At 60.6% G+C, this 23,771-nt stretch carries 36 protein-coding genes; 25 read left to right on the forward strand and 11 right to left on the reverse strand.

The genetic code is table 11. The features are described from left to right. Positions 1-31 precede the first annotated feature (31 nt). From Q1A06_RS03465 to Q1A06_RS03485, 5 genes are read right to left on the reverse strand one after another with little or no spacing between them, the layout of a single operon-like run. Entirely contained in the window at positions 32-217 is a 186-nt protein-coding gene (locus Q1A06_RS03465) for a hypothetical protein (protein ID WP_299558655.1), read from the reverse strand. After that, positions 214-525 carry a hypothetical protein gene (locus tag Q1A06_RS03470; RefSeq protein WP_299558657.1) on the reverse strand — a complete coding sequence of 104 codons (312 nt, stop codon included), beginning with the start codon at positions 523-525 and terminating at the stop codon, positions 214-216. The genes Q1A06_RS03465 and Q1A06_RS03470 overlap by 4 nt, the downstream gene beginning before the upstream one ends. Then, positions 522-737: a hypothetical protein gene (locus Q1A06_RS03475; protein ID WP_299558659.1), complete on the reverse strand. Its 216-nt coding sequence runs from the start codon at positions 735-737 to the stop codon at positions 522-524. The genes Q1A06_RS03470 and Q1A06_RS03475 overlap by 4 nt, the downstream gene beginning before the upstream one ends. Next, positions 734-1,057: a hypothetical protein gene (locus tag Q1A06_RS03480; RefSeq protein ID WP_299558661.1), complete on the reverse strand. Its 324-nt coding sequence runs from the start codon at positions 1,055-1,057 to the stop codon at positions 734-736. The genes Q1A06_RS03475 and Q1A06_RS03480 overlap by 4 nt, the downstream gene beginning before the upstream one ends. Beyond that, on the reverse strand, positions 1,054-1,293 hold the full coding sequence (locus tag Q1A06_RS03485) for a hypothetical protein (RefSeq protein WP_299558663.1): 240 nt from the start codon (positions 1,291-1,293) through the stop codon (positions 1,054-1,056). The genes Q1A06_RS03480 and Q1A06_RS03485 overlap by 4 nt, the downstream gene beginning before the upstream one ends. A gap of 160 nt (positions 1,294-1,453) precedes the next feature. On the opposite strand from Q1A06_RS03485, the gene Q1A06_RS03490 reads away from it, so the two are divergent. Then, positions 1,454-1,918, forward strand: a complete 465-nt coding sequence (locus tag Q1A06_RS03490; RefSeq protein ID WP_299558665.1) for a hypothetical protein — start codon at positions 1,454-1,456, stop codon at positions 1,916-1,918. 11 nt (positions 1,919-1,929) lie between these two features. Here Q1A06_RS03490 and Q1A06_RS03495 read toward each other — a convergent pair whose 3' ends face one another. Both Q1A06_RS03495 and Q1A06_RS03500 read right to left on the reverse strand, forming a co-directional pair. After that, complete coding sequence (locus Q1A06_RS03495) at positions 1,930-2,265, reverse strand: hypothetical protein (protein ID WP_299558667.1); 336 nt, start codon at positions 2,263-2,265, stop codon at positions 1,930-1,932. Further along, a complete protein-coding gene (locus tag Q1A06_RS03500) occupies positions 2,262-2,552 on the reverse strand; it encodes a hypothetical protein (protein ID WP_299558669.1) in 291 nt (96 codons plus the stop codon). Before Q1A06_RS03500 ends, Q1A06_RS03495 begins: the two co-directional genes overlap by 4 nt. Positions 2,553-2,731: 179 nt before the next feature. On the opposite strand from Q1A06_RS03500, the gene Q1A06_RS03505 reads away from it, so the two are divergent. Continuing rightward, a complete protein-coding gene (locus Q1A06_RS03505) occupies positions 2,732-3,175 on the forward strand; it encodes a hypothetical protein (protein ID WP_299558671.1) in 444 nt (147 codons plus the stop codon). Between the two features lie 9 nt (positions 3,176-3,184). On the opposite strand, the gene Q1A06_RS03510 is transcribed toward Q1A06_RS03505, so the two are convergent. Continuing rightward, entirely contained in the window at positions 3,185-3,775 is a 591-nt protein-coding gene (locus Q1A06_RS03510) for a helix-turn-helix transcriptional regulator (RefSeq protein ID WP_299558673.1), read from the reverse strand. Between the two features lie 111 nt (positions 3,776-3,886). On the opposite strand from Q1A06_RS03510, the gene Q1A06_RS03515 reads away from it, so the two are divergent. Beyond that, positions 3,887-4,099 carry a helix-turn-helix transcriptional regulator gene (locus tag Q1A06_RS03515; protein WP_299558675.1) on the forward strand — a complete coding sequence of 71 codons (213 nt, stop codon included), beginning with the start codon at positions 3,887-3,889 and terminating at the stop codon, positions 4,097-4,099. 164 nt (positions 4,100-4,263) lie between these two features. Here the strand turns inward: Q1A06_RS03515 and Q1A06_RS03520 are convergent, their stop codons facing one another. Then, positions 4,264-4,575: a hypothetical protein gene (locus Q1A06_RS03520; RefSeq protein ID WP_299558677.1), complete on the reverse strand. Its 312-nt coding sequence runs from the start codon at positions 4,573-4,575 to the stop codon at positions 4,264-4,266. A 90-nt stretch (positions 4,576-4,665) separates the two neighbouring features. On the opposite strand from Q1A06_RS03520, the gene Q1A06_RS03525 reads away from it, so the two are divergent. Continuing rightward, positions 4,666-4,992: a hypothetical protein gene (locus Q1A06_RS03525; RefSeq protein WP_299558679.1), complete on the forward strand. Its 327-nt coding sequence runs from the start codon at positions 4,666-4,668 to the stop codon at positions 4,990-4,992. Positions 4,993-5,003: 11 nt separating this feature from the next. Here Q1A06_RS03525 and Q1A06_RS03530 read toward each other — a convergent pair whose 3' ends face one another. Continuing rightward, complete coding sequence (locus Q1A06_RS03530; RefSeq protein WP_299558680.1) at positions 5,004-5,276, reverse strand: hypothetical protein; 273 nt, start codon at positions 5,274-5,276, stop codon at positions 5,004-5,006. A gap of 503 nt (positions 5,277-5,779) precedes the next feature. Then, positions 5,780-6,073, reverse strand: a complete 294-nt coding sequence (locus Q1A06_RS03535) for a hypothetical protein (protein ID WP_299558682.1) — start codon at positions 6,071-6,073, stop codon at positions 5,780-5,782. A gap of 299 nt (positions 6,074-6,372) precedes the next feature. Between Q1A06_RS03535 and Q1A06_RS03540 the strand changes: the two genes are divergently transcribed. The 21 genes from Q1A06_RS03540 to Q1A06_RS03640 all read left to right on the forward strand — a co-directional run bounded on the left by Q1A06_RS03540 (position 6,373) and on the right by Q1A06_RS03640 (position 23,770). Continuing rightward, positions 6,373-7,020 (forward strand): MT-A70 family methyltransferase, encoded by a 648-nt coding sequence (locus Q1A06_RS03540; RefSeq protein ID WP_299558684.1) that lies wholly within the window; start codon positions 6,373-6,375, stop codon positions 7,018-7,020. After that, positions 7,017-7,358: a hypothetical protein gene (locus tag Q1A06_RS03545; RefSeq protein WP_299558686.1), complete on the forward strand. Its 342-nt coding sequence runs from the start codon at positions 7,017-7,019 to the stop codon at positions 7,356-7,358. The genes Q1A06_RS03540 and Q1A06_RS03545 overlap by 4 nt, the downstream gene beginning before the upstream one ends. Then, the gene (locus tag Q1A06_RS03550) at positions 7,351-7,662 is read left to right on the forward strand and encodes a hypothetical protein (protein ID WP_299558688.1); all 312 of its coding nucleotides are present in this window, start codon (positions 7,351-7,353) and stop codon (positions 7,660-7,662) included. The genes Q1A06_RS03545 and Q1A06_RS03550 overlap by 8 nt, the downstream gene beginning before the upstream one ends. Next, positions 7,659-8,804 carry a hypothetical protein gene (locus Q1A06_RS03555; RefSeq protein ID WP_299558690.1) on the forward strand — a complete coding sequence of 382 codons (1,146 nt, stop codon included), beginning with the start codon at positions 7,659-7,661 and terminating at the stop codon, positions 8,802-8,804. The genes Q1A06_RS03550 and Q1A06_RS03555 overlap by 4 nt, the downstream gene beginning before the upstream one ends. Further along, positions 8,782-9,618 (forward strand): DUF6551 family protein, encoded by an 837-nt coding sequence (locus Q1A06_RS03560; RefSeq protein ID WP_299558692.1) that lies wholly within the window; start codon positions 8,782-8,784, stop codon positions 9,616-9,618. Before Q1A06_RS03555 ends, Q1A06_RS03560 begins: the two co-directional genes overlap by 23 nt. Before the next feature lie 4 nt (positions 9,619-9,622). Then, a complete protein-coding gene (locus tag Q1A06_RS03565) occupies positions 9,623-11,485 on the forward strand; it encodes a DNA primase family protein (protein WP_299558694.1) in 1,863 nt (620 codons plus the stop codon). 467 nt (positions 11,486-11,952) lie between these two features. Beyond that, entirely contained in the window at positions 11,953-12,627 is a 675-nt protein-coding gene (locus tag Q1A06_RS03570; protein WP_299558696.1) for a hypothetical protein, read from the forward strand. Positions 12,628-12,997: 370 nt separating this feature from the next. Continuing rightward, positions 12,998-13,462 carry a hypothetical protein gene (locus Q1A06_RS03575; RefSeq protein WP_299558698.1) on the forward strand — a complete coding sequence of 155 codons (465 nt, stop codon included), beginning with the start codon at positions 12,998-13,000 and terminating at the stop codon, positions 13,460-13,462. Further along, entirely contained in the window at positions 13,462-15,456 is a 1,995-nt protein-coding gene (locus tag Q1A06_RS03580; protein ID WP_299558700.1) for a terminase gpA endonuclease subunit, read from the forward strand. The genes Q1A06_RS03575 and Q1A06_RS03580 overlap by 1 nt, the downstream gene beginning before the upstream one ends. Beyond that, positions 15,446-15,673 carry a gpW family head-tail joining protein gene (gene gpW / locus Q1A06_RS03585; protein WP_299558702.1) on the forward strand — a complete coding sequence of 76 codons (228 nt, stop codon included), beginning with the start codon at positions 15,446-15,448 and terminating at the stop codon, positions 15,671-15,673. The genes Q1A06_RS03580 and gpW overlap by 11 nt, the downstream gene beginning before the upstream one ends. Further along, positions 15,670-17,286, forward strand: a complete 1,617-nt coding sequence (locus tag Q1A06_RS03590; protein WP_299558705.1) for a phage portal protein — start codon at positions 15,670-15,672, stop codon at positions 17,284-17,286. The genes gpW and Q1A06_RS03590 overlap by 4 nt, the downstream gene beginning before the upstream one ends. A 4-nt stretch (positions 17,287-17,290) precedes the next feature. Continuing rightward, on the forward strand, positions 17,291-18,658 hold the full coding sequence (locus Q1A06_RS03595) for a S49 family peptidase (protein ID WP_299558707.1): 1,368 nt from the start codon (positions 17,291-17,293) through the stop codon (positions 18,656-18,658). 55 nt (positions 18,659-18,713) lie between these two features. After that, a complete protein-coding gene (locus tag Q1A06_RS03600; RefSeq protein WP_299558709.1) occupies positions 18,714-19,085 on the forward strand; it encodes a head decoration protein in 372 nt (123 codons plus the stop codon). Positions 19,086-19,144: 59 nt separating this feature from the next. Then, positions 19,145-20,182, forward strand: coding sequence for a major capsid protein (locus Q1A06_RS03605; protein WP_299558711.1), 1,038 nt, complete (start codon positions 19,145-19,147; stop codon positions 20,180-20,182). A 98-nt stretch (positions 20,183-20,280) separates the two neighbouring features. After that, positions 20,281-20,613, forward strand: a complete 333-nt coding sequence (locus tag Q1A06_RS03610; RefSeq protein WP_299558713.1) for a hypothetical protein — start codon at positions 20,281-20,283, stop codon at positions 20,611-20,613. A 3-nt stretch (positions 20,614-20,616) separates the two neighbouring features. Next, on the forward strand, positions 20,617-20,928 hold the full coding sequence (locus tag Q1A06_RS03615) for a hypothetical protein (protein ID WP_299558715.1): 312 nt from the start codon (positions 20,617-20,619) through the stop codon (positions 20,926-20,928). Beyond that, positions 20,925-21,593 (forward strand): DUF6441 family protein, encoded by a 669-nt coding sequence (locus tag Q1A06_RS03620; RefSeq protein ID WP_299558717.1) that lies wholly within the window; start codon positions 20,925-20,927, stop codon positions 21,591-21,593. Before Q1A06_RS03615 ends, Q1A06_RS03620 begins: the two co-directional genes overlap by 4 nt. Further along, a complete protein-coding gene (locus tag Q1A06_RS03625; RefSeq protein WP_299558719.1) occupies positions 21,593-22,033 on the forward strand; it encodes a hypothetical protein in 441 nt (146 codons plus the stop codon). The genes Q1A06_RS03620 and Q1A06_RS03625 overlap by 1 nt, the downstream gene beginning before the upstream one ends. Further along, positions 22,030-23,007: a phage tail tube protein gene (locus tag Q1A06_RS03630; RefSeq protein WP_299558721.1), complete on the forward strand. Its 978-nt coding sequence runs from the start codon at positions 22,030-22,032 to the stop codon at positions 23,005-23,007. The genes Q1A06_RS03625 and Q1A06_RS03630 overlap by 4 nt, the downstream gene beginning before the upstream one ends. Continuing rightward, positions 23,007-23,468, forward strand: a complete 462-nt coding sequence (locus Q1A06_RS03635) for a hypothetical protein (protein ID WP_299558723.1) — start codon at positions 23,007-23,009, stop codon at positions 23,466-23,468. The genes Q1A06_RS03630 and Q1A06_RS03635 overlap by 1 nt, the downstream gene beginning before the upstream one ends. Positions 23,469-23,551: 83 nt before the next feature. Continuing rightward, complete coding sequence (locus Q1A06_RS03640) at positions 23,552-23,770, forward strand: hypothetical protein (RefSeq protein ID WP_299558725.1); 219 nt, start codon at positions 23,552-23,554, stop codon at positions 23,768-23,770. The last annotated feature ends 1 nt before the right edge of the window (position 23,771 follow it).

Genomic DNA, 23,771 nt, shown 5'->3' on the forward strand with positions numbered 1-23,771 from the left:
TCGGTTCAACATTGGTGCGACGGACTGCGTTTTAGCCGATGTGTCCTTGACCGCCGCAGGTGGGGCAAAATCGGGGTTCTGGTTCGTCACACATGCAAACGTCCTCGACGGACAGGCACGCGCATTCTTCGATCTCGCCGGTGCCGCCGCAGTCCCAGCAGTCTTCACGATCGGCTTCGTATCCGAACTGGTCGGCAGGGTCGGTGAAGCGGGTCATGGTGCGGCGCTGCCGAGCAGGTGCGCGGGGGCCTCGCCTTCGACGGGGAGGTAGATGTCGCGTCCGTGGCGCAGCGGGCGTTGGGTGATTGCGCCGATGCGTGACAGCTCGCCCGTGATGTTGTGTCGGGCGTAGACCTCGACCGCACAGGCGCTGAGCAGATCGCGGGCGCGGGTGCATTCGGGAATGTCGACGGTGACGGTTTCAATCGTGCCGTCGGTCAGCAGCAACTTGACGTCGAATTTCATGGTGTGTGGCGCGGGGCGACGCTGCTGTCGCCAGCCGAAGATCGTGCGGAACGTGCTCATGTCTGTTTCCTTTCGTGCTTGATGATCTCGCGTGCCGTAGCGACCCGGCGCAGCAGATCGGCGTTGCGGGTGTGGGTTTCGATAGTGGTGCAAGCGGCTTCCAACGTGTCGATGTCGGCGTGGACCATGTCGCGCAGTACGGCGACGGCGGCGCGCATCTTGCGGTCCTGGGCGATCAGTCGCGCGTGAATTGGATCCTCAGGCGCGGTCATGTTGGGGCCCCGTCCGGGTCGGTGTCCCGTTCGTTCCCGTCCTCGCTCTCAAGCTTGCGGCGGTGCAGCAGCAGCGCCTTGACCGCTGCGTCGGGGCAATGATCGCGCAGGGCGACGGTCACGCGGCCGGTGTGCACGTCGATCTGATAGGTGCCGTGGCATTCCTTGCGCTCTTTGCACGACAGCGTTTTCCATTTCGCAATCTCGACCGCGCCGACGATCAAGCCGCGTGGCTCGTTGCGGTGCGCGCAGCCGACGCTGAACCCGACGGCGCGCAGGGTGCTGACTGCGATGTCCTCGCTTGGGAAGGTGATGTTCATTCCTGCACCACCTGCTTCCGCGCATGTGGCAAGCGGTTTGGGGTTGGCGCCGAGATGCGCGCGTCGAGTTCGATCGCTAGACTGAAGAGCAGCAGGTCCCGTTGATCTTCCTTGATGGACATGTAGATTGAGCGCACTGCGTCAAAGGTTTCCGAGGGGGCTTTGCAGTGTCTGAGGCTCTGACGGAGGCGCTGCTGAATGCCACTATTTATCAAATCCGATTGTTCAAACTGCATGACAAAGCACCTCTCGTTTCGCGTGCGGGAGTATGAAAATTGGGAAAGTATCAAGGTGGCATTCTTTGCCTTCTGTGAGATGTGCCAGAGCGCCTCGCTGATTGTGATCGTCGGAGAATACGACAGCCAAATTGACACCCGATTCCGCCGTCTTCATGAAATGGATAGTGTTAGCGGGGAGGTCCTCAGGGAGTGGGACGGAGCGTACATCGCAAATCAGTATCCGGAGTTTCCACGCCCCGAGACGCCCGAGCATCTTCCAAACGACGTCGCGGCGGCTTTGCTGGATGCCGAGCGGTGTTTTGCCGAAGGGCTCTTCAATCCGGCCGCGACGTTCTACGGCAAGGCAATCGAGCGCGCGATCAAGCCTCTGCTTGGCGACAACCCTCCCAAGATGTTGGGTCCGATGCTCGGTCGGCTTGAGGAAAGCGGGTTGCTTCCTGACCCGATGATCGACTGGATCAGGTTGATCAAGGAGAGCCGGAACCTTGCCACGCACGATGATGCCGACTTCCAATGCCGTGGAGATGTCGAGCCCGCGCGTGACTTTACGCTGATGCTGCTGCGCTACCTCTTCACGATGCCCGAAGAGGTCAGGATCGCGCGGCAGGGGCTCGGGAGTTGAGCTGAGCGTGATCACGCGCGCCCCTCCGCTTTCATGTCGTGCATCTTTGAGGCATCGACCAGTCGTGCGAACGCCGCTGTGTATCTGACATACGCGGCACGTCCAGTTTCGTTGCCCTGATGCTCGATGTGATCGCAAGCGGCGCGCAGGTACGCCAAAGCGGCGTCGCGATCCAGCGTTCGTAGGCTCGCCGCGGCGTGGTTTGCCATCAGCGCGACGGCTGTAACTGGAGCGACGTTAAATTCGTCGGAGATTGCGGCGCAGCAATTTACCATTTGCTTGTGTGCGAAGTCCCACATTGCATTATCTGTCTGCCTGTGTGTGGCGCTTGCTGGTTGCAGTTTCATGCCGCGTCTCCGTCGAAGGGGCGGGTGAAGTAGCCTTTGGCGCGGGCGATGGTGCGGGTGGTGCGGGAGACGCGGGCCATGCGGGCAGGGCTGTGGGGCCGATCCTCGTCGAAGGGCTGGCTTGGTTCGCTGTCGGTGATCCCCATGCGGTCGAGATCGACCGTCTTGCCGCGCGCTTCCATCAGGATTGCCCAGGCGGTGGCGCGCACGGCGGGTTGATCGGCGAAGTCGTTCGGGTTGGTGACGACGTCGCGGGCGGTTTCTTCGGGGGTTGGTGTACGGTACATGTTAGCCTCCAGCTTCTATTAGCTAACGATTAGCTGACAGAGAACTCAGACGTCAAGAGAAATGTTCGCCACCAGAGAACTTAGTTGCGAATCGGCCCCGACCAATCGGGAGGATTGCAGATTTTAGGGGTTGGATTGTTCGCACGGTGTGGCCAGTGTTCTCGTAGAAGGAGAGTGAAATGAGGAAAGACTATTCTTTGCCGGAAAGCGTTCTTGGCTTTCTAAAGGTGATCGGTTGGCTGGGCGTGGCATTGGGTATTTGTGCCGGGATCATTATGGCATTCGCGATGGGCACTCTGTTGCCGATCGCGCTTGCTTTCGGAGGGGTTGTATCATGCGTGCTCTTGGTTGCTTTCGCTCAGATCGGAAGCGCACAGATTGACACTGCAAAATCCGTTTCGGAGATGGTCGAGATGATGAAGCGGGCCAACGCAGGCTTAGGTCAGCAGGATGCGCCCATATCGACTGCGAAACGCGCGCAGCCCTCGTCGCGTATCGAACATGGCGAAACTGTCCATAAGGGGCATCGCATCACATCAAGCGGGAGCCTATTCGTAGCGATGGGAGAAAAGTTTGTCAGTCTTGATCAGGCGCGAAAGTTCATTGACGGACTGGAGAATTAGGCCTGTCTCTCAGATCGACCGGCTTAGCCCTCTAACCACGCCCATTATTGAAACCGTTAGAACATCATGGTCGGTCTGTATGCTTGCTGTGGGGTCACCCAGAAGAAAGTTGTGACCAGTCCAGCGCGCGACGTGGGAAACGCTTTCATTTGTTATCATATTAACTTGATTAATCACGACAATATCGCCGGGCTTTGCCTTTGCCGCCGCGTCGACGGTGATTACATCGCCGCGCTGCATTAAGAAAACCGGCAGTGTCTCGGTCGCAATGTAGTTTTGCGAATGTCTGACCGTTGAGGCGATCGCGGCAAGGCTTGTACGTCCTGCGCCGGGCGGGGCCAAGCACGCGCTTCCGGCTTCCGCGAACCCTTGCCTCATGGTGCCAGTTTCGCCCGGTTCGGGAATGGGGCTTTCTTCATCAAAAAGCTTGGCCGGTGACACGTTTAGAGCGCTTGCCAATTTGAGTAGTAGCTCGTGCGAGGGGCTTTTCTTTTGCGACAATAACTCGCTCATGTACCCGCGACTTACGCCGACTTCGTCAGCGAGCCACGCCTGGGTTTTGCCGCGTTCCTTAAGTGCTGTTCTGATGTCGAGTGCCATGTTCGTTGCTTGCCCAATTTGGATCAGAATTAAAATCAGCTAGGAGAGAATATTCGCTGTAAACGAATATTGCTCTTGACTGATCATGGTTCGCTGTAAGAGAACGTTCGCATGATGCTGAAAAAGTTTATCTCGCAGTCAGACTGCAATCAGGCCGAATGGGCCAAGCGTATCGATGTGAGCGCGTCCTACCTGTCAGACTTGTTGCGCGGGAAAAAACGCCCGTCGCTCGATCTTGCGTTTCGGATCGAGCGCGCAACCTGCGGTGCTGTGCCGGCCTCAAGCTGGATTGAGGTTTCTGACAAAGATGAGGGCACACCATGACGCACAACGTATCCACTGAACCACCCGAAATGAGAGAAGGCCGGCTGAACGCGGCTGTGCTCGCAGAGTTGCAATACGGCGTGCCGGACTCGACACGACCCTTGCGCGAGGCTGAAACGTCTGAGAAGTCGCCATGACCCCGGACCTCATTCCGCTCACCGGAGCTACGATGGTCCGCGTTTCAGCACCGTCTGAAGGTCACGGTCGGCCTGGTCAGCTTTTCGAAGAATTTCGCGCGCAATTTTGCGCGCGTTGTCCGACGTTAGAACAAATTGATCAATCAGGTTTGCTGGTATTTCGTCCGTGTGACTGCTTTCCCGGCCCTGTGCATGTTCGGTCTGACGATAGAGGCGAAGAATGATGTACGGCATGGTTGGCCAAAGGGCAGAGCCCACAATAAACCCGTCTCTCTGGGCCGCTGTGATGTTGCCGTCTTCGTCGCTGATCAGACCGTTGGGTTCAATTTTGTATTTCATGGTCTTCCGGTCCTTTCGGGGCTGGTTGGGGGAGGCGGGCCAATCTGTTGGTCCGGGGCGGCCCGCCTCTGTCTTGATCGGGGGTGCGGCATGAAGGGCTGCACGATTCTGGTGTTCCCCGAAGGTGGCGCGAATCGCCCGGTTGCGTCCAGTGAAGCTTTGTCCGGACAGGTGATCCCCTTTGTGCCGTTTCGGGTGCAACGGGATTTTCCGGACCTGTGGCGGGACTATCTGCACGCGCATTTCGCTTGCATCGCCGATGTGGCGCTGGCGTTCGGCGTGACGGAGCGGGCAGCGCGGCGGTGGTGGAACGGAGCAGGGCCGCGCGGCGCATTTGTCGCGATGGCGCTGCGGCTGCACCCGCAAACCGCGCCGGCGTATTTGCTGCACGACGATGCGTGGAGGGCAGCGGCATGATTGGCTGCGGGTTACTCAGGCTTCCAATCGTATTCGATTGCATGGCCCGCCTGACAAGTGATGGTGCGTATCTTCTTTCCGAACACGCCGAAGGTCGGGTGATCTCTGACCGCCGTTACGCTCGCGGGCTGACCGCATTGTCCGCAGGTGTGCAGGTGCTCCGCCTCACGGGGTTTAGCTTCGAGCGCTGCAACGCGCGCTTCCAGTTCGGCAATTTGCTTTGGCGTCTGGGTCAGCGTCTTCCAGATCGGCGCCTTGTCGAGGAGTTTCAGTATGTCTGACACGGATAGCACGGCAAAGGCTCCCTCGGTTGGGTTCAATGAAGCGGCAATACTACGTCGATTCGGGCGGCGGATCACTGCAATTGAGTTCGTACGCAAATCTGACGGAGATGAGATTCGCACGATTTATCGTCTTTCAGATCGGAAGGCGGAGCAGAATGACTGACCTTAATCCAGCAATCGGTCTTCCAGGATATCTCATGCAGCATCGGGAGGGGGTGCTGGTTCTGCTGGAGTTGCCGCGCGCCCCGCGGTCCGGCGGGACTTATCCCTCCGCCGGAGCCCGCCCGATGTGCATCGATCCGGCGGCTGGTGGGGACCGCCGCCGGATCGCGGGGGGTGTCGCGCGTTCGGCTGGTCCACGCGGCACCTTCTATCCATTCGTGCGGGGCTTGAGAGGCCTTTCATGCCGTAAGGGGGCGCGGTCGCGCGAATATGCCCCCGGCTCCCCCAGGGCCATCCTGCGGCGCGGATTGTCGCGCCGCAGGATTATTTCAATGCTTACGTCAGGTTCGGGAATGTCCCGATTGGCGCTTGTTCGTGCGCGCTCCACCAAACCCTTTTCTCTTGGCCAAAAGCAAGTTCAGCGCGATCTTGGCCGAGTCCGGATGAACTTCGCCGCGTCGAACTTCGCCGACACGATTTGCGTTTGTTCCCAGCTGCTGCACGATGTCAGTGTACGAATGACCTTCGTGTGCCATGATGTGAACAGTAACGGCCTCTTGCCTCGTAAGCTGTTTGCGTTTTACTGTGATTTCGTTCAAAGGCACGCCGGTGAGGGCGTGTTTAGAAATTGCCATGAGGGAGATCCTCCTTGTGGCGATGTGGCCCATAGGTTCTGCGAGAACCCATGGGCCGGCGGTCCCGCACATTACAGAGGTGCGGTTACTCTAGCCGGATCGGGTGTGCTGCAAACACGAGCCCGATCCGGTGACCCAGATTACCACAACATCCAATGTCAGAGTCCACCGTGTTTTATACCGCTGATCGCTCAAGAGACCGTTTATAGCCGGGCTGACGTACTGACATCTCCACCGAGCCAGAGTGATTTGGTTGCTAAGGGATTTCCCGATCTCTTTTCGGCTGTGGGTCGATACAGATGACCGCCCAGATCATCAGCGAATTTCGCGCGCTGCGCCCTGCGGGGGGCTTTGATCTGATCATGGCGGACCCGCCGTGGCGGTTCGATAATTTCAGCGCCAAGGGCGAGGCGAAGAACCCGGCGGCGCATTATCTGTGTATGGATCTCGACTGGATCAAGACGTTGCCGGTGCGTTGGCTGGCGGGCGAGAACTGTCTGCTGTGGCTCTGGGCCACCAATCCGATGCTGCCGCAGGCCATTGATGTGATGGCTGCGTGGGGGTTCACGTTCAAGACTGCCGGCACATGGGTCAAGCGCACGACGCGCGGGCGCGATGCGTTCGGGACTGGCTACGTGCTGCGGTCCTCTAACGAGCCGTTCCTGATCGGGGCGATCGGCAAGCCGAAAACCACCCGGAGCACAAGGTCGACCTTGCCCACCTATGACGAGGGTCTGCAATCGCTGGCAGATGGCGGCGCGTGGCCGATGGGCACGATCACCATCGAAGGCCCGCTGCGCGAGCACAGCCGCAAGCCGGAAGAGTGTTTTGCCGCCGCCGAAGGGCTGATGCCCGACGCGCAACGCATCGAGGTGTTTTCACGCACCGACCGCCCCGGCTGGTCAGCCTGGGGCAATGAAACCGGCACGATTGGATCCAGCATATGAGACAGGACTGCAACCCCGTCATCGCCTTCGGTCTGTTGGCAACTACCGTCGCGCTCAAGGCGAAAACCGGACGGTTGAAGCGTGAGGACAAGGACAAGCTGATCTCGTCGGCGGATGTATGGTGTGCGGATCTGCCTGACGCGCAGGCGGCTGTCGTGGATTTTCTTGAGGCGGTCGATGCCTACCCCCTGTTCGCGGGTGAACTGTTGCAGTCCGCCGCGCGCAACCTGGTACCCGCTTCAACCGTCTTGCCCGATGCGGCACCGGCGCTTGATGCTGCAGACCGCTATGCCGCCGCGCAGGGATGGGCGACGCGAAAGGACTGCGGCCATGGCTGATCCTGTGGACATCCCGGCGCAGCAGGCGTTGGTGGCGGTGAGCGCGTATTTCGCGCTTGAAAACCTGTCCACCCGCGACTTCGACCTGTGGGTTGGCGAGCTGCGCAAGGTTCTCGACCGGTGCGGCTACTGCGTGCAAAGCCTGTTTGCCATCCGGGCTGCGGCGTCGGCGGTATGTGATGCATCGGCACACGGGCGGGCGTCTGCCACCGCCGCGCTGCGCCTTGCCGTCCGCGATTACTATGCCCTTCAGGCGGGCGCACGCGTCGAGGCGCTGCGGGATGAATTAAAGGTGGTGGAATGAACTTCCCCGATGATCCTCGCGTGATGGACGCCAAGGGCATTCCTATGACTGAAGTCGTTCACCGTATCGGCATCGCTGGGCTGATTGCGCAGGGTGCCGAGATGGTGGGGCCCTGTCCCCTGTGCGGCGGCAAGGACCGGTTTGCGATCAATCTGCGCAGCAACCTATTCCAGTGCCGCAAGTGCGACGACGTGAAGGGCGGCGACCAGATCGCGCTGGTGATGCAGGTGCTGAACCTGTCGTTCCCCGACGCGCTCAAGTGGTTGTGTGGCGATGCACCCGCGCACATCGATCCCGCCGAGCTGCAACGCCGTCGCGCCCGGGCCGCAGCGGACGCCGCCCGCCAGGCAGAAGAGCAGGACCGCTACCGCCGCCGCGCGATCGATGATGCCAAGCGGATCTGGCAGCGCTCCGAGGGTGCCGATCGCGGATTGGTTCGCGCGTACCTCAAGGCGCGTGGAATCACGGAAACGATGATGCCGGAGGTGCCGCGCGCGCTGCGTCTGCTGCCCGATCACCCCTATGTCAAGAAGGTCGCGGGCCAGCTGGTTACCTGCCATCGCGGACCCTGCATGATTTCCGCGATTCAAGCGCCGGGCGGGATGTTGGAGGCGGTTCATCAGACGTGGATTTCGGCCGCAGCCCCACACGGAAAAGCGCAGATCACGCAGGACGGAGCGGATTTGCCGGCCAAGCTGGTTCGGGGGTCTAAAAAGGGCGGTGCGATCCGGCTGCATACGCCGCGCGACACTGACACGATGGTCGTGGGTGAGGGGATTGAGACGACGCTGACCGCGATGGCGGCGGCACCGGTGCCGAGCGCAGCCTATTGGGCCGGGGTGGATCTGGGCAACATGTCGGGCCGGATGCAGCGGATCAAGGGTACGCGCCACTCCGGTCTGCCGGACATGACCGACGACACCGCATTCGTACCCCCGCCCTGGGTGCGTCGGCTGATTTTCATACAGGATGGCGACAGCGACCCCAAAGCCACCCGTGCCAAGCTGGAAAGCGGCCTGCGCCGTGCCATGGCGCGTGTGCCGAGATTGAAGGGGCAGATCGTACATGCCGGCGCCGGTGTCGATCTGAATGATGTGTTAAATTCAAATGAGGAGACCGATGATGGCGATACGCAAGATTGATATCAGCAGAATGGACCCTGTCGGCACGAAGGTTGCGGGCACACCCGAGATCGGCTTTGTGAAAATCGCGGACATGGTCATTGATGAGCGGTACCAACGTACGATCGAGCGTACCGGGCAACGCAACATCGCCAAGATCGCCAAGCATTTCGACTGGGCCAAATTCTCGCCAGTGATGTTGTCGCGACGGGAAGATGGTCGGTACGCGATCATTGACGGGCAGCATCGCACCCATGCCGCTGCCCTGTGTGGTATCCGCGAAGTCCCGGCCGTTGTGTCCGACCTGACGCTGGAGCAGGAGGCCGCGGCCTTTAGCTGGATCAACGGGGCGGTGACCGCGCTGTCACAGAACCAGATATTCAAGGCGGCGCTCGCCGCGTTCGAACCATGGGCCGTGCAATGTGATGCGGCTGTCGCGCGGGCCGGATGTCGTTTGATGCCCTACAACGCGAGTTCCGACCGAAAGAAGCCGGGCGAGGTTTATTGCGTTGCGATCGTGCGCCGGCTGGTCGAGCAGGGGCACGCCGCGCAGCTGGCGACGGTGCTGACCGGCGTCGGGCAGAGCAAGGTTGGGGGTATCGTCGATTATTACAACGGCTTTGGTCTGAACGGGCTTGTGCCGGCAGTCATCACGGCAGGCGTGACGCAGTCCGAGGCCGTCACGTCCTTTCTCGATGCGCACGACCTGGACAAGACCGCGCGGATGGTGCGGCGTGTGCAGGAGTTGCCCGAGAACAGGGGCAAGTCCTTCAAGGCGCTGTTCGCGGACAGTGTTTTGGTTTTACTCAAATCCCACATGAACAAAGCGGCCTGACGATATGTCCGATCCGCTTGACAAGGTGCGCGGCAAGTTCGCCTCCGCAGAGGACGTGACGCCGGTCGACGGGCTAAAAGCAACCGTGCCGGATGATTCTGTCGGTATGGATGAGAACGTGGCGCCGCCGCGCGACGATGATGGTGATGATGGTGGCAAGGGGCCACCCCGGACCCCGGAAGAAGATTTGCCGCCCGAGGCCAAGGGGGCGTTGTGCCCGCTCAACGACACCGGCAACGGCCAACGATTTGCGCTCTATTTCCGGGAGGATGTATTGCCCGTGCCGCGTGTCGGATGGTTTACATGGGACGGGTGCAGGTGGGCGCGCGATCCCGACGAGATCGAAACCCGCCGGCATGCGCAGAAGGTGCAGCTGCACATGGAGAACGAAATTCCGTTTCTCAAGGGCACGCCGCGCGAACAGCGACTGATCGTCCAGCAGCGCGATCTGCGTGAGGCATTGGCTGCACTGGATCCGCGCCCCGATGGGATGACCGAAGAAGAGTTCACCACGCAGAAGGCCGACATCAAGGCAAAGCTGCAGGAGATCACCGATGTTCTGTGGGGGCGGGGATCCAGCCGTCAGCGCCATCTGACGGCAGCGCGCGCGGCCGGCAACTCAAACACGCTGAAGAACATGCTGCTTGAGGCGACTGTCGATCTGGCCCGACCGCTCGATGATATGGACGCCGATCCGCTGGCCGTGAACACGCAGAGCGGCGTCTTGCGGTTCAAGGTGGCCGGCGGTCCCGGCACGGAGTTTGGCAAGACCGCGTCTGTCGAGATGCACCCGCATGAGCGCAAGGATTACATCACCAAGCTGATGCCGGTGGAATACGACGCCAAGGCCAAGGCACCGAAGTTCGAGGCGTTCCTTGAGCGGATCATGCCCAACATCGAAATGCGGCAGTTCTTGCAGCGATGGCTTGCACTGTCGACGACCGCCCTGGTCGGCGAGCAAAAGTTCGCGTTCTTTTTCGGGTCCGGCGCAAACGGCAAATCGGTTCTGATCGATCTGATCGCGCGTATGATGGGTGACTATGCCGCAACCGCCAAGATCGAAAGCCTGACCGGCCGCAACCGGCGCGGTGGTGGCGATGCAACTCCGGACCTCATCCCCCTTGTCGGTGCACGCCTGGTGCGCGCGTCTGAGCCGGAGGAAGGCGAGCGCCTGCAGGAAGGTATGATCAAGGAGTTGACCGGCGGTGAGCCGATCCTCGTGCGGGCACTGCACTCCGATTTTGTCGAGGTGCACCCGCAGTTCAAGCTGACGATCAGCGGCAACCACAAGCCCGATATCCGCGGCACAGACGACGGCATCTGGCGCCGCATCCTGTTGGTGCCCTTCGACGTGCAGATCCCTTCGGCGGAGCGAGATGAATCGCTTGGCAAGAAGCTCTGGGAGGAGCGGTCGGGCATTCTTAACTGGCTGGTTGAAGGGTTGATCGATTATCTTGAAGGCGGATTGCAAGAGCCTGATGCCGTTCTCGACGCGACCAGGGGATACCGCGAGGACAGCGACCCGATCGGATCGTTCCTCAAGGATGCCTGTGTGGTCAGCGGCGATCCGAACGATTTCATAACGGCGCGCGATCTGATCGACGGGTTCAACCTGTGGATTGACATGCGCGGGGAAGGGATGTGGGGCGAGCGCACCGTGTCCAACCGCATCAAGGGCATGGCCGACAGGCACCGCGACCCTGACACAGGCAAGCTGTTCAGCCCCGGCAAGCGTCACGTCAGTGGCTATCGCGGCATCCGGTTCACCGATCTGTTCGCGCGCACATTCGACGGCGCACCACGCAACGCCAAGGGCCGACCGGTCGCGCGTACCGCCAGCTCGGGCAGTCAAGAGGATCCGGTTTGATGGTCTCGCGGATGCACACTGCCTCCGCAACGCCCGCCCGAACCCCGCACCCCTCAACACTTTTTCTCCGAAAATATGGGTCCGACCGGTCCGACCGCGCCCTAATGCGCCCGAAAGTAGCGGAACGGGGGTCTGGGGAAGCGCGGCAAAAACAAGGGGTTGTGCTGCGAAAACGGCTCGAACGGCCTGAACGGCCCGAGATGCGAGGTAACGCATGCGCGCGCGATATAAGGGGGGTTGGGGGTTGGTGTTGTTTCCGTGCATTACTTGGCATTTCAGGCCGTTCGGGCCGTTCGAGCCGTGATCCGCCATTTTTGCGCCGGTTTTCATGGGCTTGTGGTTTTGCTTCTTCGCAATTCTCAAGCCCCTCTCTCTTACTTTCAGACCGTTCAGACCCTCCCTTTTTCAAACGAAAACAACAGATAGTTGTGAGGGTAGGGAGAAACACAAAATATGGGGAAGCGGCAATGACGATGGGGCAAAAGGCGATGAGCGGGACGGTTGTTGCGGGAAGAGACAGCAAGGGCAGGGTGCGCCAAGAGATCTGCATCCAGCAGCTTCTGGAGTGGGCATTCGCCGATGAGTGCGCCTCGGTGGACTTCGAGGACGCGGGTACGCTCTCGGCTGGCTATGGCTACACCAGTAACGCCTACCGTGTGCACCAGCGCGGGATGCTGGGGTGTCGTGTGGACGGTGGCGGACGGTCGCTGCCGGATGCCGATGCGGATCTGGTGGCGGCAGCGGTGGCCGTGTTGCCGGAAGGGTGTGGTGGCCGTGGTATGGCGTTGCAGATCGCAGAGCTGGCCCGAACGCGGCGTGTGCCGGATGCGATGGTAGGCGCGCGCGCGCGGTGTGTGCCGGTGGCAACGCGGCGAAACATGCACGGGACATGGGGTGTCACGGAATTGCTGTGTCAGGTCACTGACCTGAGTGGTCGCAAGGCCAAGCGGGTCGATGTGAGATGGTGTCCGGTGACGTACAGCAACCTTGCGCACCAGCTGCACCGGGCGAGGCGCAATTATTTGCAGTGGTGTCTGGCGCTGCTGGAGCTACGGCAAACCTTTAAGATCTATGACAATCTGTCGCGTTGGGTGCTGTCCGATAGGATGCCGCCGATGCGACCGTGGCAAGAAAAGGTTTGACGAATAAATGATGACCCCCTAGACAAGGTGCCAGCACGACATTCGCGCCCGCCGAGGACCACCCTCAGCGGGCGCTTTGCGTTTGATCTCAAAAAATCGCGGGTCCCTCCTGAGTGGGCGGCGTTATACGGGGCGGCATAGCGCGTGTGTTTCTGCCCGCTAAACCTTTGGAAAAGCCTAAACCCAATCTAAACAAGTACTTGGAAAGAGTTCCCTCAACATGTCCACCCTGACTGCATCGGCGCTCGCGACGGAGCTTAAGCTCTCGCGTGGTCGGATCAGTCAATATGTGAGCGAGGGAAAGCTGGACGGGTGCTATTCGGGGGATGGTCGCCAGCGACGGTTTGATCTGAACAAGGTGCGAAAGGCTTTGGGCAAGCGTCTCGATCAAGGTCAGATGATGGGCAACGGTGCGAAAACAGCATCGATCCTGACCACGCCGGAAGCGGGCCCGGTAAATAAATCTAGGAGCAGCGGCGCCACGAAGCTCTCCGACGGGGATGATGACGCCTATCACATGGCGCGCACGCAGAAAGCTCAGGAAGAAGCCCGCGCCCTGCGTCGCCGCAACGCGATGGATGAAGGAACCTTTGTGCTTGCGTCGGAAACAAACCTGGTGACGCAGCAGCTGCTGGCCAAAGAGATTGCCCAGTTCGAGAATGTGTTGCGTCAGGCTGCCCGAAAGGTCGCCGATGATCTCGGCGTTGATTTCAAAGAGGTACGCGCGCTGCTCATCGCTACCTGGCGGGAACATCGTGGCAAGCGCGCGCAGCTGCTGACCGAGCAGGGCGAAGTAATCGAAATGAGTGACGCCGAAAAGGAGGCTGACATCTGATGGGGTATCTGACCTCCGCACGGTCCGTCATCACGTCTGCAATGGCCGCGGCAATGGCGCCGCCACCGCCACCTGACATTACGAGATGGTGCGAAGAGAACATCGAGTTTGACGAGCGCAGCCCGATGCCGGGTCCGTTCGACGCAACCCGCTTTGCATTTCTGCGCGAGATCCATGAAGCACTTTCGCCCGAACATCCCTGCCGGGAGGTGACGGTGCGGGGGTCGGCCCAGATCGGCAAGACGGTTTCGTTGATTAACCCGACCCTGGGCGCGTGGCATGCGTACACGCCGCTCGATAGCCTCGTTGTCCACCCGACCACTTCCGCAGCAACGGAGTGGGTCAACAACAAGTGGAAGCCGATGCGGCGGCAGGCGATGAGCCTGAAGGAAACATTTGGTGAAGGGATCGGCGGCGATCAGCGCGACAACACGTTCAATCAGGAAACGTTGTCGCGCAATGGATCGCTCAAGGTCGCCTCCGCGGGATCGCCGGCGGATTTGACCGGTACCAGCCGCCGCCTCGTCATCATGGACGACGTCGCCAAGTTCGATATGACAGACAAGGGGGATCCCGAAGCGCTCGCGGAAAGCCGCGCCTCGGGGTTCGAGGATGCCAAGGTCCTGCGGATCTCGACGTCGCTAATCAAAGGCACCTGCCGGATCACGGCGGCCTATGCGCGCAGCGATCAGCGACTCTTCCATCTTCCGTGTCCCCACTGTGATCACTTCGCGCCGCTGACGTGGGAAAACTTCGAAGCAAACATCGACCCGGAAAGACTGAGCGCGGCATGCTTTTCCTGCGATGCATGCGGATGTGCAATTACGCATGGCCACAAAGAGCAGATGATTGCGCGCGGGCGATGGGTCCCGCAGAATCTGCGCGGCGATCACCCCGGATTCCACATATGGCGCGCGTACGCGCCGCAGCGGGACTGGGCATCTATTGCGGTCGAGTATGCGAGACTCAAGGGCTGGACCCGCATTGATGGCAACCTTGAGGCTGGCGCGAAAAGCGCCGAAGCCGAGACAGAGCAAACGTTCTGGAACGATGTTCTGGGCCTGCCGTATGAGACGGCGTCCGATGCACCGGACTGGGAGGCACTGCGGGATCGGACCGAGAAGGCCGAAGAGTTGGAAAACGGCCTGGCCATCCTCGACCGTGGTATACTGCCATCACTCGGTGTCCTCGTCACCGCCGGGGTCGACTGCCAAGATGATCGGATCGAGGTGCACGTGAAAGCCTTCGGGCGCGCGCGGCAGCGTTGGACCGTCGACTATATCGTCATTCCGCACCACATCTCGACCGAGCAGGGCAGGGAGGCCCTCGACGCGATCATGGCTAAGCTCTGGCGAACCCAGTTGGGCCTGTCCTACAAGATCGATTGCCTGTCGATCGACACTGGCGCGTACACGGACGATGTTTGGAGCTGGGCCAAAAGATACCCATCAACCCGCGTTCTCTGCGTGAAGGGCTCATCCTCCCAGAACGGCCCCTTCATGGTGCCGATGCGGTTCGAGCGGCGCAAAGACGGCAAGGCAAAGCGCTTTCAGAAACGGGGCTTCATGCTGAACGTCTCCATGATGAAGGCAAACTTCTACACTTGGTTGCGCCAGTCCGATCCCAGCGAGCGTGGCTTTTGCCACTTCGCGCGGGGCCTCGGCGATGAATTCTACCGGATGATCACGTCGGAAGTGAAGATACTGGTGCGTTCCCGGACCGGCACGACGACGGCAAAGTGGGAGTTGGCAGAACCGGGCCGGCGCAACGAAGCGCTTGACTGTGAACTTTACGCCGAAGCCGCTGCGCGTCGTCATGGCTGGGCGTCGCTGACGGACGATCAATGGGACGCTCTGGAAGCCGAGCGCGGGGCGCCGGCATCCGATAGTCAGGCAGATTTGTTCGATGGCCAGACAGTGTCGGGTCAATCCAAACCAAAAGCCGCGCCGAAAAAGCGCCGCCTGTCAGAGGTGCTGAACGCTTATGCCGACTGAAGCCGAAATCGAAAAGTGGCAGGCGCGGCTGACACAGGCTGAAGATGCTCTTCATGAGCTGCTCACCGGCGCACAGGTTGTACGGGTCGAGTACGACGGCGACATGCAGGAATACACCCGCACGACGGAAGATCGTCTGCGCGCCTACATTCGCGAGTTGCAGGGGAAGCTTGGGCTGGTGCGTAAGCGGCCACGCTCACGGAGGGTCTCGTTTTGAGCAAGCACTCCTATCCCCGCGTGCGCGCGGGGTCCGTCAAGTTCAAATCACCTGAAGCGGCGTCTGCCGCAAGGGAAGCCGGACTGTTCGGCGCGGCGCCCTACGTTGCCGGCGACAGTCATGTCGATACGATGCAAAGCTTCAATCCGGGCAATTCCGCTGCCGATTCCGAGGTCCTGCGCGGGCGCGATATGGTTTCGGCCCGTACTCGGGATCTGTCGCGCAACAACGGTTGGGCGGCCGGCGCGATCGCGAAAGAAGTCGACAGCATCATCGGCGGCAATTTCCGGCCCTTCCTCAAACCGGACTGGCGATTGCTCGGGTTGTCGCCAACCTGGGCGAAGGAGTTCAAGGAAGAAGTCGAAGCGAAGTGGCGCAGTCACGCCGATGATCCTCGCAAGTTCTGTGACACGACGCGCAGTCAGACCATGTCACAGATGTTCGGGACGGCGTACCGCAGTTACGTGGTCGAAGGAGAGGCGCTGGGGTTGGTGAATTGGCGCAGATCGCGGCCGACGAAAACGACCCTGCGCATTATCGACCCGGATCTCTTGTGCAACCCGAGGAACGCAGCGGACGAAAAGCACCGTCGCGGCGGCATCGATCTCAGCCGCGACGGTGTCGCTCTGGCGTATCATTTCCGACAGGGCCACCCGAACTCCGATTGGTCCGGCGTCGACGGTATGACCTGGAAGAGGATCGGGCGAGAAGGGCAGAACGGGCGCCCACAGGTTATCCACTTTTATGACAAGCTTCGCGATGGCCAGACGCGCGGTATCTCGCGGATGGCCCCGATCGTCGAGACGCTGCGCATGGAGCAGCAGTACTCCAAGGTCGAGCTGCAAGCCGCAGTGATAAATGCGGTGCTCGCCGCCTTCATCCGCTCACCCATGGGGCCGGATATGATCGACGAGATGTTCGGTGAGGGCGAAGGTAGCGCCGTCATGGACATGAACGTGGATCGCAAAAAGTTCTACGGGGACAACGGCGGCATCAAGATCGGCGGTGCGCGGCTTTCAATGCTGTACCCGAACGATGAGATCGGGATGGTGCCGACGGCGCGGCCCTCGGCTCAGTTCGCGGATTTCGAAGGTGCCGTTCTGCGGCAGATCGCGTCCGGCATCGGAATGTCGTACGAGCAGCTGGCCAGCGACTGGAGCAAGACCAATTATTCCAGTGCACGGGCGGCGATGATCGAGATCTGGCGGGGCTGGACGGCGAAGAGGACCGCCTTCGCACAGGGCTTCTGCCAGCCATATTTCATGGCATGGCTCGAAGAAATGATTATGGACGGGCACATCAAGCTGCCAAGTGGTGCGCCGGAATTCTACGCCTTCTGGCCCGCTTACACCCGCGCCAAATGGATCGGGCCCGGCAAGGGGTTTGTCGATCCTGTCAAGGAAGCGCAGGCTGCCGCGCTGCGCGCCGCTCTGGGCCTTTCCACTCTGGAAGAAGAAGCCGCAGAGCTGACCGGTTCGGACTGGTCCGACAATATCGAACAGATCAAAGCAGAAATCGCCGATATGCCGGAGGGAACGTTGCATCCGATGGCTGAGAGTTTCGCGAAGCTGCTTGGCCACAATGGCGGCCCGCAGATGGCACCAGAGGACTGACATCATGAAATATCCGAACATCGCATCGCGTGTGTTTCACACGCCGCTTCTGGCTGCGCCATCGAAAGCGATCTCGTTCGTGCAAGGGCTGGGCCCGCGCATTCTCGGTCAGAATGTCGAGATCGAGGGAGTAGAGGGCTTTGCCGAAGTAGCCCCTTCGCGCGGACCCCAGATATCGCTCCTTGACGACCGCGTCGGCGAACAGATCCGCAGCGGTCGGGCAGAACCCTTTCGTATGATCGACGGTGTGGCGGTGATTCCCATCACAGGCACGCTGATCCATCGCGGCTCATATGTTGGAAGCTATTCAGGGGAGACATCTTACGAGGGACTGTCTGCGCAGATCGAGGCGGCGGCCGAGTCTCGTCAAGTGCGCGGCATAGCACTGGAAATCGATAGCTACGGCGGTCAGGTTGCCGGGTGCTTCGACCTTGCGGATCTGATCCGCGAGGTGGGGCAGGACAAGCCCGTACATGCATTTGTCTGCGACCATGCCTATTCCGCTGCCTATGCAATCGCTTCACAGGCCGAAAGGATCGTGGTCTCGCGGACCGGCGGGGCAGGGTCCATCGGTGTTATATGCCTGCACAAGGATTACAGCGGCCAGCTTGAGGCGCGGGGCATCAATGTCTCGGTCATCTCTGCCGGTGCCCACAAGGGCGACGAGAACCCCTTTGCGCCGCTCCCCGATTCCGTCCGGTCCGATATGGAAGAGCAATGCGAATATCTCCGCCAGATTTTTGCCGAGACGGTCGGGGCGGGGCGCGGAGCGTCACTCACCGCTGCGGCGGCGCTTGAGACCGAAGCGCGGTGCTTCATCGGGCAGCAGGCACTGGCAGCAGGGCTGGTCGACGAAGTTGCCAATCCGCGTGACGCATTCGAGCGCTTCGTCGCTCAAATAAATGGACGCGCCGAAAGCCCGTCCGGTTTTTCATCCAACCAAAGAGGGGAAGATCCCATGACCGACAAGACCTCAGCGCCGAAAGAGGCGGACACACCAACAGCGGCTCCGACTGGGAGCACTCCCATCGCCGCGCCTGAAGCCCCCACAACCCCGCCGGTCGCTCAGGCTGCACCAGCACCCGCGCAACCTTTAGCGTCAGAAGAGCGCGCGCGGATCGGTGCCATCCTGAACAGCGAAGAAGCAAAGGGCCGGGAAGACCTGGCCAAAAGCTTCGCCTTTGACAGCGACATGGACGCCGAGACGGCGAAGAAACACCTCGACGCCGCCCCGAAAGCCACGGCAACGCAGTCCCTGTCCGCTTCGATGGACGCCAATGGTGGTGCTGCCGATCTCGATATGCCGGACGAGCATGCAGGTGCTTCCACAAATCCCGTCAAGGACGCGCAGCGCGCCCGCCGCGCCAGCTGAACAGGGTATCTGGCTTTCAGCCACCTGACTGATCAATTTTGCAAGGAGAGACGAAATGCCGACACTTACAGAGGGCAAGACGCCCGGTGATTTCATGCTGTTCGAAGAGCACAGCTTTTACAGCCGCGACGAGGTGGTTGTCGCCGCAGGCGCGGATCTCGAGCCGGGTACGGTCCTGGGCAAGATCACCGCTTCCGGAAAGTTCGTTGCCTGCGACCACACTGCCGCTGACGGCTCCGAAGTCGCTGCAGCGGTTCTTTATACGCCAGCACTCGCCGCAGATGCGGATGTCACGGATGCAGTCGTTATCGCGCGGCAAGCTCAGGTGCGCCGCGGGGGGCTCACGTTCGATGCCGCCTTCACCACAGAGACCCACCGCGATGGTGCCGTCGCTGAACTCAAGGCTGCAGGCATCATCGCCGTCTGAGCCTGATTGGCGCCATTGAGGCGCCTGACAGAAACCACACTTCACAAAGGAGCCGTTTGATGGCCCATATCGATATTTTCAGAAATGACGCTTTCCGGGCCATCGAGCTTTCGGAAGCCGTCCGCGACGTGCCCAACATGTGGGGCGAAATCGGCGAGATGGGGATCTTCGTTCCCAAACCGATCCGGGGGGTTGCATTCTCGATCGAACTTCAGAACGGGCATTTGCAGTTGGTGCAGTCTTCGACGCGCGGCACGCCGGTACCAGGTCAGCAGCGCGGCAAGCGCAAGCTGAAGAAGTTCGAAACAGCCCGATTTGCGCTCAAGTCCAAGATCACGGCCGACGACATCGACGGCATCCGCGCGTTTGGTTCGGAGACGGAGCTGAAGCAGGTTGCGACAGAAGTCGCCGACCGTCAGGAAGAGTTGCGCGGCAGCACAGACGTGACACGTGAATATCTGCGCGCCGGGGCGCTGCAGGGTATGGTTCTCGACGCGGACGGCAGCGAGCTTCTCGATCTGCACGACGAATTCGGTATCACACGCAAATCCGTCGATTTTGTATTCGGTACCGCGACCACCGATATCGGTGTGAAGGCAAAGGAAGTCGAGCGTCACATCAAGCTCAACCTGCGCGGTGACGTGTCCAGTGGCATCGGCTGCCTGATGCACCCGGAATACGCGGATAAGCTGGAATCGCATCCGGACTTCAAGGAACGGTACAAACACTACCAGAACGAAAACGGCGGTGATCCGCTGCGTGATCCCACTTCCAAGGGTTTTCTGTTCAAGGGGATCTGGTGGAAGGAATATCTTGCCGAAGCGGGCGTTCCGCAGGAAGACGGCACAGTCGTCACGCGCAGCTTCATCCCGGCTGCAAAGGCTCAGTTCTTCCCCATGGGCACGCGCCAGACGTTCCGCCAGTTCAACGGGTCGCCGGACTATATGGGCATGACGAATATGCCGGGTCAGGAATTCTATTCCAAGATCCATCCGGACCGGCAGGAAGACCGTTTCGTCGATGTCGAAGTGATGATGCAGACGATGCCGATCTGCATGCGCCCGGCGGTTCTCGTCGAGGGTTCCACCTCCAACTAAGTCCAGCGGCTGGTTGATACACCTGCGGCGCCCCATGCGGGCGCCGCTTTCAATTCTTGCATCGAGAAGGATGTGAAATGTCACAGAAAAAAGACCGCTTGGTAAAGATCACCAACGATTTCACCTACACGCTGGACGAAGTCCGGTCGCGCACTCTGCCTGCCGGTTGGAAAGGCCCCGTTCCCTCGGATATCGCGCGGAAGATCAAGGCCGACCGTTGCGGTGATATCGATGACGCCGCGGAAGCAGCGGCGGAAGCACGCGCGATTGTCGATAAGGAAGCGGCCGATGCCGCCGAGAAGGAGCGCGCGAAGGATCGTCGCGGAGACAAGGATAAAGCCGAAGCGAAGGCGAAGGCCGATGCTGACGCGAAGGCGAAGGCCGATGCCGAAACGAGCGGAAGCGGCCCGGCGAAGCAGCTGGACGTCTAAGACTTGTCCGTCTTTCAACGCGCAGTCGATGTCCAGTTCACGAAGTTGGGCATCGACGCCATTCTGGATCCCGAAGGTGCCGCCAAGCCCGTTCGCTTGTTGCCCAGTCAGCCAGACGAAATGGTAAGGGTCGGCTCCATGCAGGTTCTCGAAGAAACGGGTGTGTTCGACATTCGTGCCGCCGACTTCTCGGGGTTTGGCAAAAACACCCTGCTATCTGTCGCGGGCGTTCTGCGTAAGGTCCAGTCTTACAGGATTCCGGACCGGCGACGGCTCAAAGTGCGTCTCGATACGATTGAGGTTTCAGCTCCATGAGCCGTCTTAATGCTGCTCTTGAGGGCGATCTCGAAAAGTTCATGGCAGATGAATTGAGAGACCTGAAAGTTGCCGTGACAAACGGGATGCACAATGCGGCGGAGTTCCTGAAGGACGATTTGCGCGCCGATGTAGTGCAGGCAGGCTTGGGTCGGCGGCTTTCAAGATCATGGCGGCTCAACCGATATCCCGAGTATGGCTACTCGCTCGGAGCCGCCGCGACGGTTTCAACGAAAGCGCCGAAGTTGATTGACGCTTTCGAGCGTGGAGCCACCATTCGATCAGCGGACGGTTTCTGGCTCGCGATCCCGACCGACGCTGCCCCGAAGTTCGGGCAGGGACGCAAGCCGATCACGCCGTCGAACTTTCCAGAGCACCGGTTTGGGGCCTTGCGCTTTGTCTACCGCGTCTCCGGCGTATCTCTGCTGGTGGTCGACGGCCTGCGTCAGAGTAGAGGGAAGCGCGGCGGGTTCGTCCAAGCACGAAGCAAGAGAGCCCGGGAAACCGGATACGGGACCGTGACGGTGCCGATGTTCTTCCTAGTGCGTCAGGTGCGCCTCAAGAAACGTCTCCGTGTAAAACAAATTGCCGATCGGAAGAGCCGGGAATTGGCTGATGCGATCGAAAGAGAAATCCGCTTTTCGGATCAAAGGGGCCACAGATAATGGCGACACGTCACGAGGCTGTCGTCCTGGCTCTCATGGCACAGCTTGGCGGGCATGCAGTACCGGTATCTCGTCAGGACGAGCTGCCACGTCGCTGCCCGGATGAGGGGCTGCTGAACCTCGTTCCGCAAGATCCGGTGGAAACGGGGTTTCGGCTGGGCGCTGGCCGGCGCGAATGGCAGCGGCCAATCGATCTGGAGATCGTTGTGCAGGGCGAGACGGCGCAGAAGCGCAGTTCGGCTTTCGACGAGCTGGTTGGGCCCGTCGGTGTCCTGCTCGTCGGCAGCGTTTTGGGTGGGCTTGTCGATTACATCGATCTCAGCGCGCCTCAGCAAATCAACGATGTGCCGATGGAAGGCGCGGAAACTCTTCTCGGCGGGGTCATCACGATCACGCTTTTCTACGAAACCTCAATCAATCCAATGGAGATCCAGATATGAGCAATGCACGTGGTGACGAGGCACAGCTTCTTTCCCGTATCCAAACCGGCTTCGGCGCTGCTGAAGGCGCGGGCGACGGGCAGTTTTATGCGCTGCCGTTCTACAGCTGCAACACCTCGCCGAGTCAGGAACTAAACGAGGATGAAGCGATCTACGGTGATGCGTTTCCCGGGGATGCGGTTGGCGGGCTCCAGAACCTGAGCGGCAACATGGTCGTGCCAATGGGGCTCAACTCCATCGGGTGGCATCTGCGCAGCATTCTCGGAGTGCCGGTGACGACCGAGCTTTCTGCCGGTAAATATCAGCATGTCTTCACGGCAGCGGCGCTACCGACGCTCCAGTACATGACGCAGTGCGTTTCGCATAAGCGTGTGGATCAGCATTTCGTCCAGGACAGCCTTGTCGCCACCAGCTTCGAAGTGCAGGCACGCAAGAACAGCGAGCGGGGCCGCGCGACGATGAACATGATCGGCCGCGCAGAGGTGCCTGTTGCGGATACTCTCGATGCAACACCCCTGACCTACGCCGTGGATCCGGTGCCGGTCGGGTTTGCCGGCAAGTGTCTCGTCGGCACGCAAGAAACCGCCGCTATCACGGGGGTAAGCCTCACCTTGAACTCCGGTAGCGAAGCGGATCAGGAAAGCCTGAACGGGCTGGCCACGGCAGCGGCCATCGATTGGGGCCGGTGGAGCGTCACGGGATCGCTTGACGCCCGCTTCCGTGACCGCACCTGGTATGACCGTGCCCTGAGCGGGACGGCAATCGATCTGGCGATCACGTGGGCGGTGGGTGCCGACTATTCTCTCGAGCTGCGCTCGCCAAGCGTGAGGATCGAGCGCACGGGTATTCCGATCGAAGGGCGCGGGATCATCAGCAGCAGCTTCAATTTGCGCGGAAACCGCCCGGCGGCAGGTGCATCCCTGTTCACCGCAACGTTGCGCAATACCGTTGAAAACTACGCGAACCCGGTCTGATGGCCCTTAGGCTTTCAAGATCGATCGGCATCTCGCGGCGCATCGATGTCGGCTATGGTGTTGTGTTCCTGATCGCGCCTTTCACCTTTGCGGAATACAAGGAGGTCGAAGCGTCATCACTGCGGCTCGCGCGAGGGGCCTTGCCACCGGCTATGGCGCTGGATGTTGAGGCGCTGGACGATGAGGACATGCCCATCGCGGTTGAGGATGCGACGCGAGGTCTGTTCGCAAGCAAGCAACTGAGCCTGATGTTGCGGCGTTTCGGCGTCGGATGGGAGGGTGTCGAGACCGAAGAGGGGGCAGCAGCACCCTTTGAAGGCGAAGCGATCGACCAGTTTCTGGAAATGTTTCCGGGTGCGGCGCAGCAACTGCAACAGGCGCTTCTCTCGCCCTACCTCGCGGTAACCGCCGAGGGAAAAGGCTCCGCGCTCTCGCCAAATACCGGTACACCGGAGGGCTGAACCATTGTGCCGGCTGCGCGGATGCGCCCGGTTACAGCTGTGCAAGGTTTGGCGGCGAGGGCGCATGCCCCGAAGATACTAATTTGCCACGCTCCATCGAGGGGCGTGCATTCATCGAAGCGTCCGGCACGATCTATCGTCAGGCGCGGATCGGCATGGGCGGGTTTGAAGCCCTCGACGCCGAAGCCTGCCTTGCGCTGCTATTTGCGCGAGGCATCCCACAGAACATCGCGGCCCTGTTTATCCCGTACTGGGAGGCTGGATTAATCGCGGCCGCCGAGCAGCGGCGCGAAAAGGATTGAG

This window comes from uncultured Sulfitobacter sp., from assembly GCF_947497275.1.
Lineage (GTDB): Bacteria > Pseudomonadota > Alphaproteobacteria > Rhodobacterales > Rhodobacteraceae > Sulfitobacter.

What these genes read in the sequence shown, in the direction of transcription:
- Q1A06_RS03465 (WP_299558655.1), bottom strand. Translation starts at nt 217, where the DNA reads ATGACCCGCTTCACCGACCCTGCCGACCAGTTCGGATACGAAGCCGAT.
- Q1A06_RS03470 (WP_299558657.1), bottom strand. Translation starts at nt 525, where the DNA reads ATGAGCACGTTCCGCACGATCTTCGGCTGGCGACAGCAGCGTCGCCCC.
- Q1A06_RS03475 (WP_299558659.1), bottom strand. Translation starts at nt 737, where the DNA reads ATGACCGCGCCTGAGGATCCAATTCACGCGCGACTGATCGCCCAGGAC.
- Q1A06_RS03480 (WP_299558661.1), bottom strand. Translation starts at nt 1,057, where the DNA reads ATGAACATCACCTTCCCAAGCGAGGACATCGCAGTCAGCACCCTGCGC.
- Q1A06_RS03485 (WP_299558663.1), bottom strand. Translation starts at nt 1,293, where the DNA reads ATGCAGTTTGAACAATCGGATTTGATAAATAGTGGCATTCAGCAGCGC.
- Q1A06_RS03490 (WP_299558665.1), top strand. Translation starts at nt 1,454, where the DNA reads ATGGATAGTGTTAGCGGGGAGGTCCTCAGGGAGTGGGACGGAGCGTAC.
- Q1A06_RS03495 (WP_299558667.1), bottom strand. Translation starts at nt 2,265, where the DNA reads ATGAAACTGCAACCAGCAAGCGCCACACACAGGCAGACAGATAATGCA.
- Q1A06_RS03500 (WP_299558669.1), bottom strand. Translation starts at nt 2,552, where the DNA reads ATGTACCGTACACCAACCCCCGAAGAAACCGCCCGCGACGTCGTCACC.
- Q1A06_RS03505 (WP_299558671.1), top strand. Translation starts at nt 2,732, where the DNA reads ATGAGGAAAGACTATTCTTTGCCGGAAAGCGTTCTTGGCTTTCTAAAG.
- Q1A06_RS03510 (WP_299558673.1), bottom strand. Translation starts at nt 3,775, where the DNA reads ATGGCACTCGACATCAGAACAGCACTTAAGGAACGCGGCAAAACCCAG.
- Q1A06_RS03515 (WP_299558675.1), top strand. Translation starts at nt 3,887, where the DNA reads ATGATGCTGAAAAAGTTTATCTCGCAGTCAGACTGCAATCAGGCCGAA.
- Q1A06_RS03520 (WP_299558677.1), bottom strand. Translation starts at nt 4,575, where the DNA reads ATGAAATACAAAATTGAACCCAACGGTCTGATCAGCGACGAAGACGGC.
- Q1A06_RS03525 (WP_299558679.1), top strand. Translation starts at nt 4,666, where the DNA reads ATGAAGGGCTGCACGATTCTGGTGTTCCCCGAAGGTGGCGCGAATCGC.
- Q1A06_RS03535 (WP_299558682.1), bottom strand. Translation starts at nt 6,073, where the DNA reads ATGGCAATTTCTAAACACGCCCTCACCGGCGTGCCTTTGAACGAAATC.
- Q1A06_RS03540 (WP_299558684.1), top strand. Translation starts at nt 6,373, where the DNA reads ATGACCGCCCAGATCATCAGCGAATTTCGCGCGCTGCGCCCTGCGGGG.
- Q1A06_RS03545 (WP_299558686.1), top strand. Translation starts at nt 7,017, where the DNA reads ATGAGACAGGACTGCAACCCCGTCATCGCCTTCGGTCTGTTGGCAACT.
- Q1A06_RS03550 (WP_299558688.1), top strand. Translation starts at nt 7,351, where the DNA reads ATGGCTGATCCTGTGGACATCCCGGCGCAGCAGGCGTTGGTGGCGGTG.
- Q1A06_RS03555 (WP_299558690.1), top strand. Translation starts at nt 7,659, where the DNA reads ATGAACTTCCCCGATGATCCTCGCGTGATGGACGCCAAGGGCATTCCT.
- Q1A06_RS03560 (WP_299558692.1), top strand. Translation starts at nt 8,782, where the DNA reads ATGATGGCGATACGCAAGATTGATATCAGCAGAATGGACCCTGTCGGC.
- Q1A06_RS03565 (WP_299558694.1), top strand. Translation starts at nt 9,623, where the DNA reads ATGTCCGATCCGCTTGACAAGGTGCGCGGCAAGTTCGCCTCCGCAGAG.
- Q1A06_RS03570 (WP_299558696.1), top strand. Translation starts at nt 11,953, where the DNA reads ATGACGATGGGGCAAAAGGCGATGAGCGGGACGGTTGTTGCGGGAAGA.
- Q1A06_RS03580 (WP_299558700.1), top strand. Translation starts at nt 13,462, where the DNA reads ATGGGGTATCTGACCTCCGCACGGTCCGTCATCACGTCTGCAATGGCC.
- gpW (WP_299558702.1), top strand. Translation starts at nt 15,446, where the DNA reads ATGCCGACTGAAGCCGAAATCGAAAAGTGGCAGGCGCGGCTGACACAG.
- Q1A06_RS03595 (WP_299558707.1), top strand. Translation starts at nt 17,291, where the DNA reads ATGAAATATCCGAACATCGCATCGCGTGTGTTTCACACGCCGCTTCTG.
- Q1A06_RS03600 (WP_299558709.1), top strand. Translation starts at nt 18,714, where the DNA reads ATGCCGACACTTACAGAGGGCAAGACGCCCGGTGATTTCATGCTGTTC.
- Q1A06_RS03605 (WP_299558711.1), top strand. Translation starts at nt 19,145, where the DNA reads ATGGCCCATATCGATATTTTCAGAAATGACGCTTTCCGGGCCATCGAG.
- Q1A06_RS03620 (WP_299558717.1), top strand. Translation starts at nt 20,925, where the DNA reads ATGAGCCGTCTTAATGCTGCTCTTGAGGGCGATCTCGAAAAGTTCATG.
- Q1A06_RS03625 (WP_299558719.1), top strand. Translation starts at nt 21,593, where the DNA reads ATGGCGACACGTCACGAGGCTGTCGTCCTGGCTCTCATGGCACAGCTT.
- Q1A06_RS03630 (WP_299558721.1), top strand. Translation starts at nt 22,030, where the DNA reads ATGAGCAATGCACGTGGTGACGAGGCACAGCTTCTTTCCCGTATCCAA.
- Q1A06_RS03635 (WP_299558723.1), top strand. Translation starts at nt 23,007, where the DNA reads ATGGCCCTTAGGCTTTCAAGATCGATCGGCATCTCGCGGCGCATCGAT.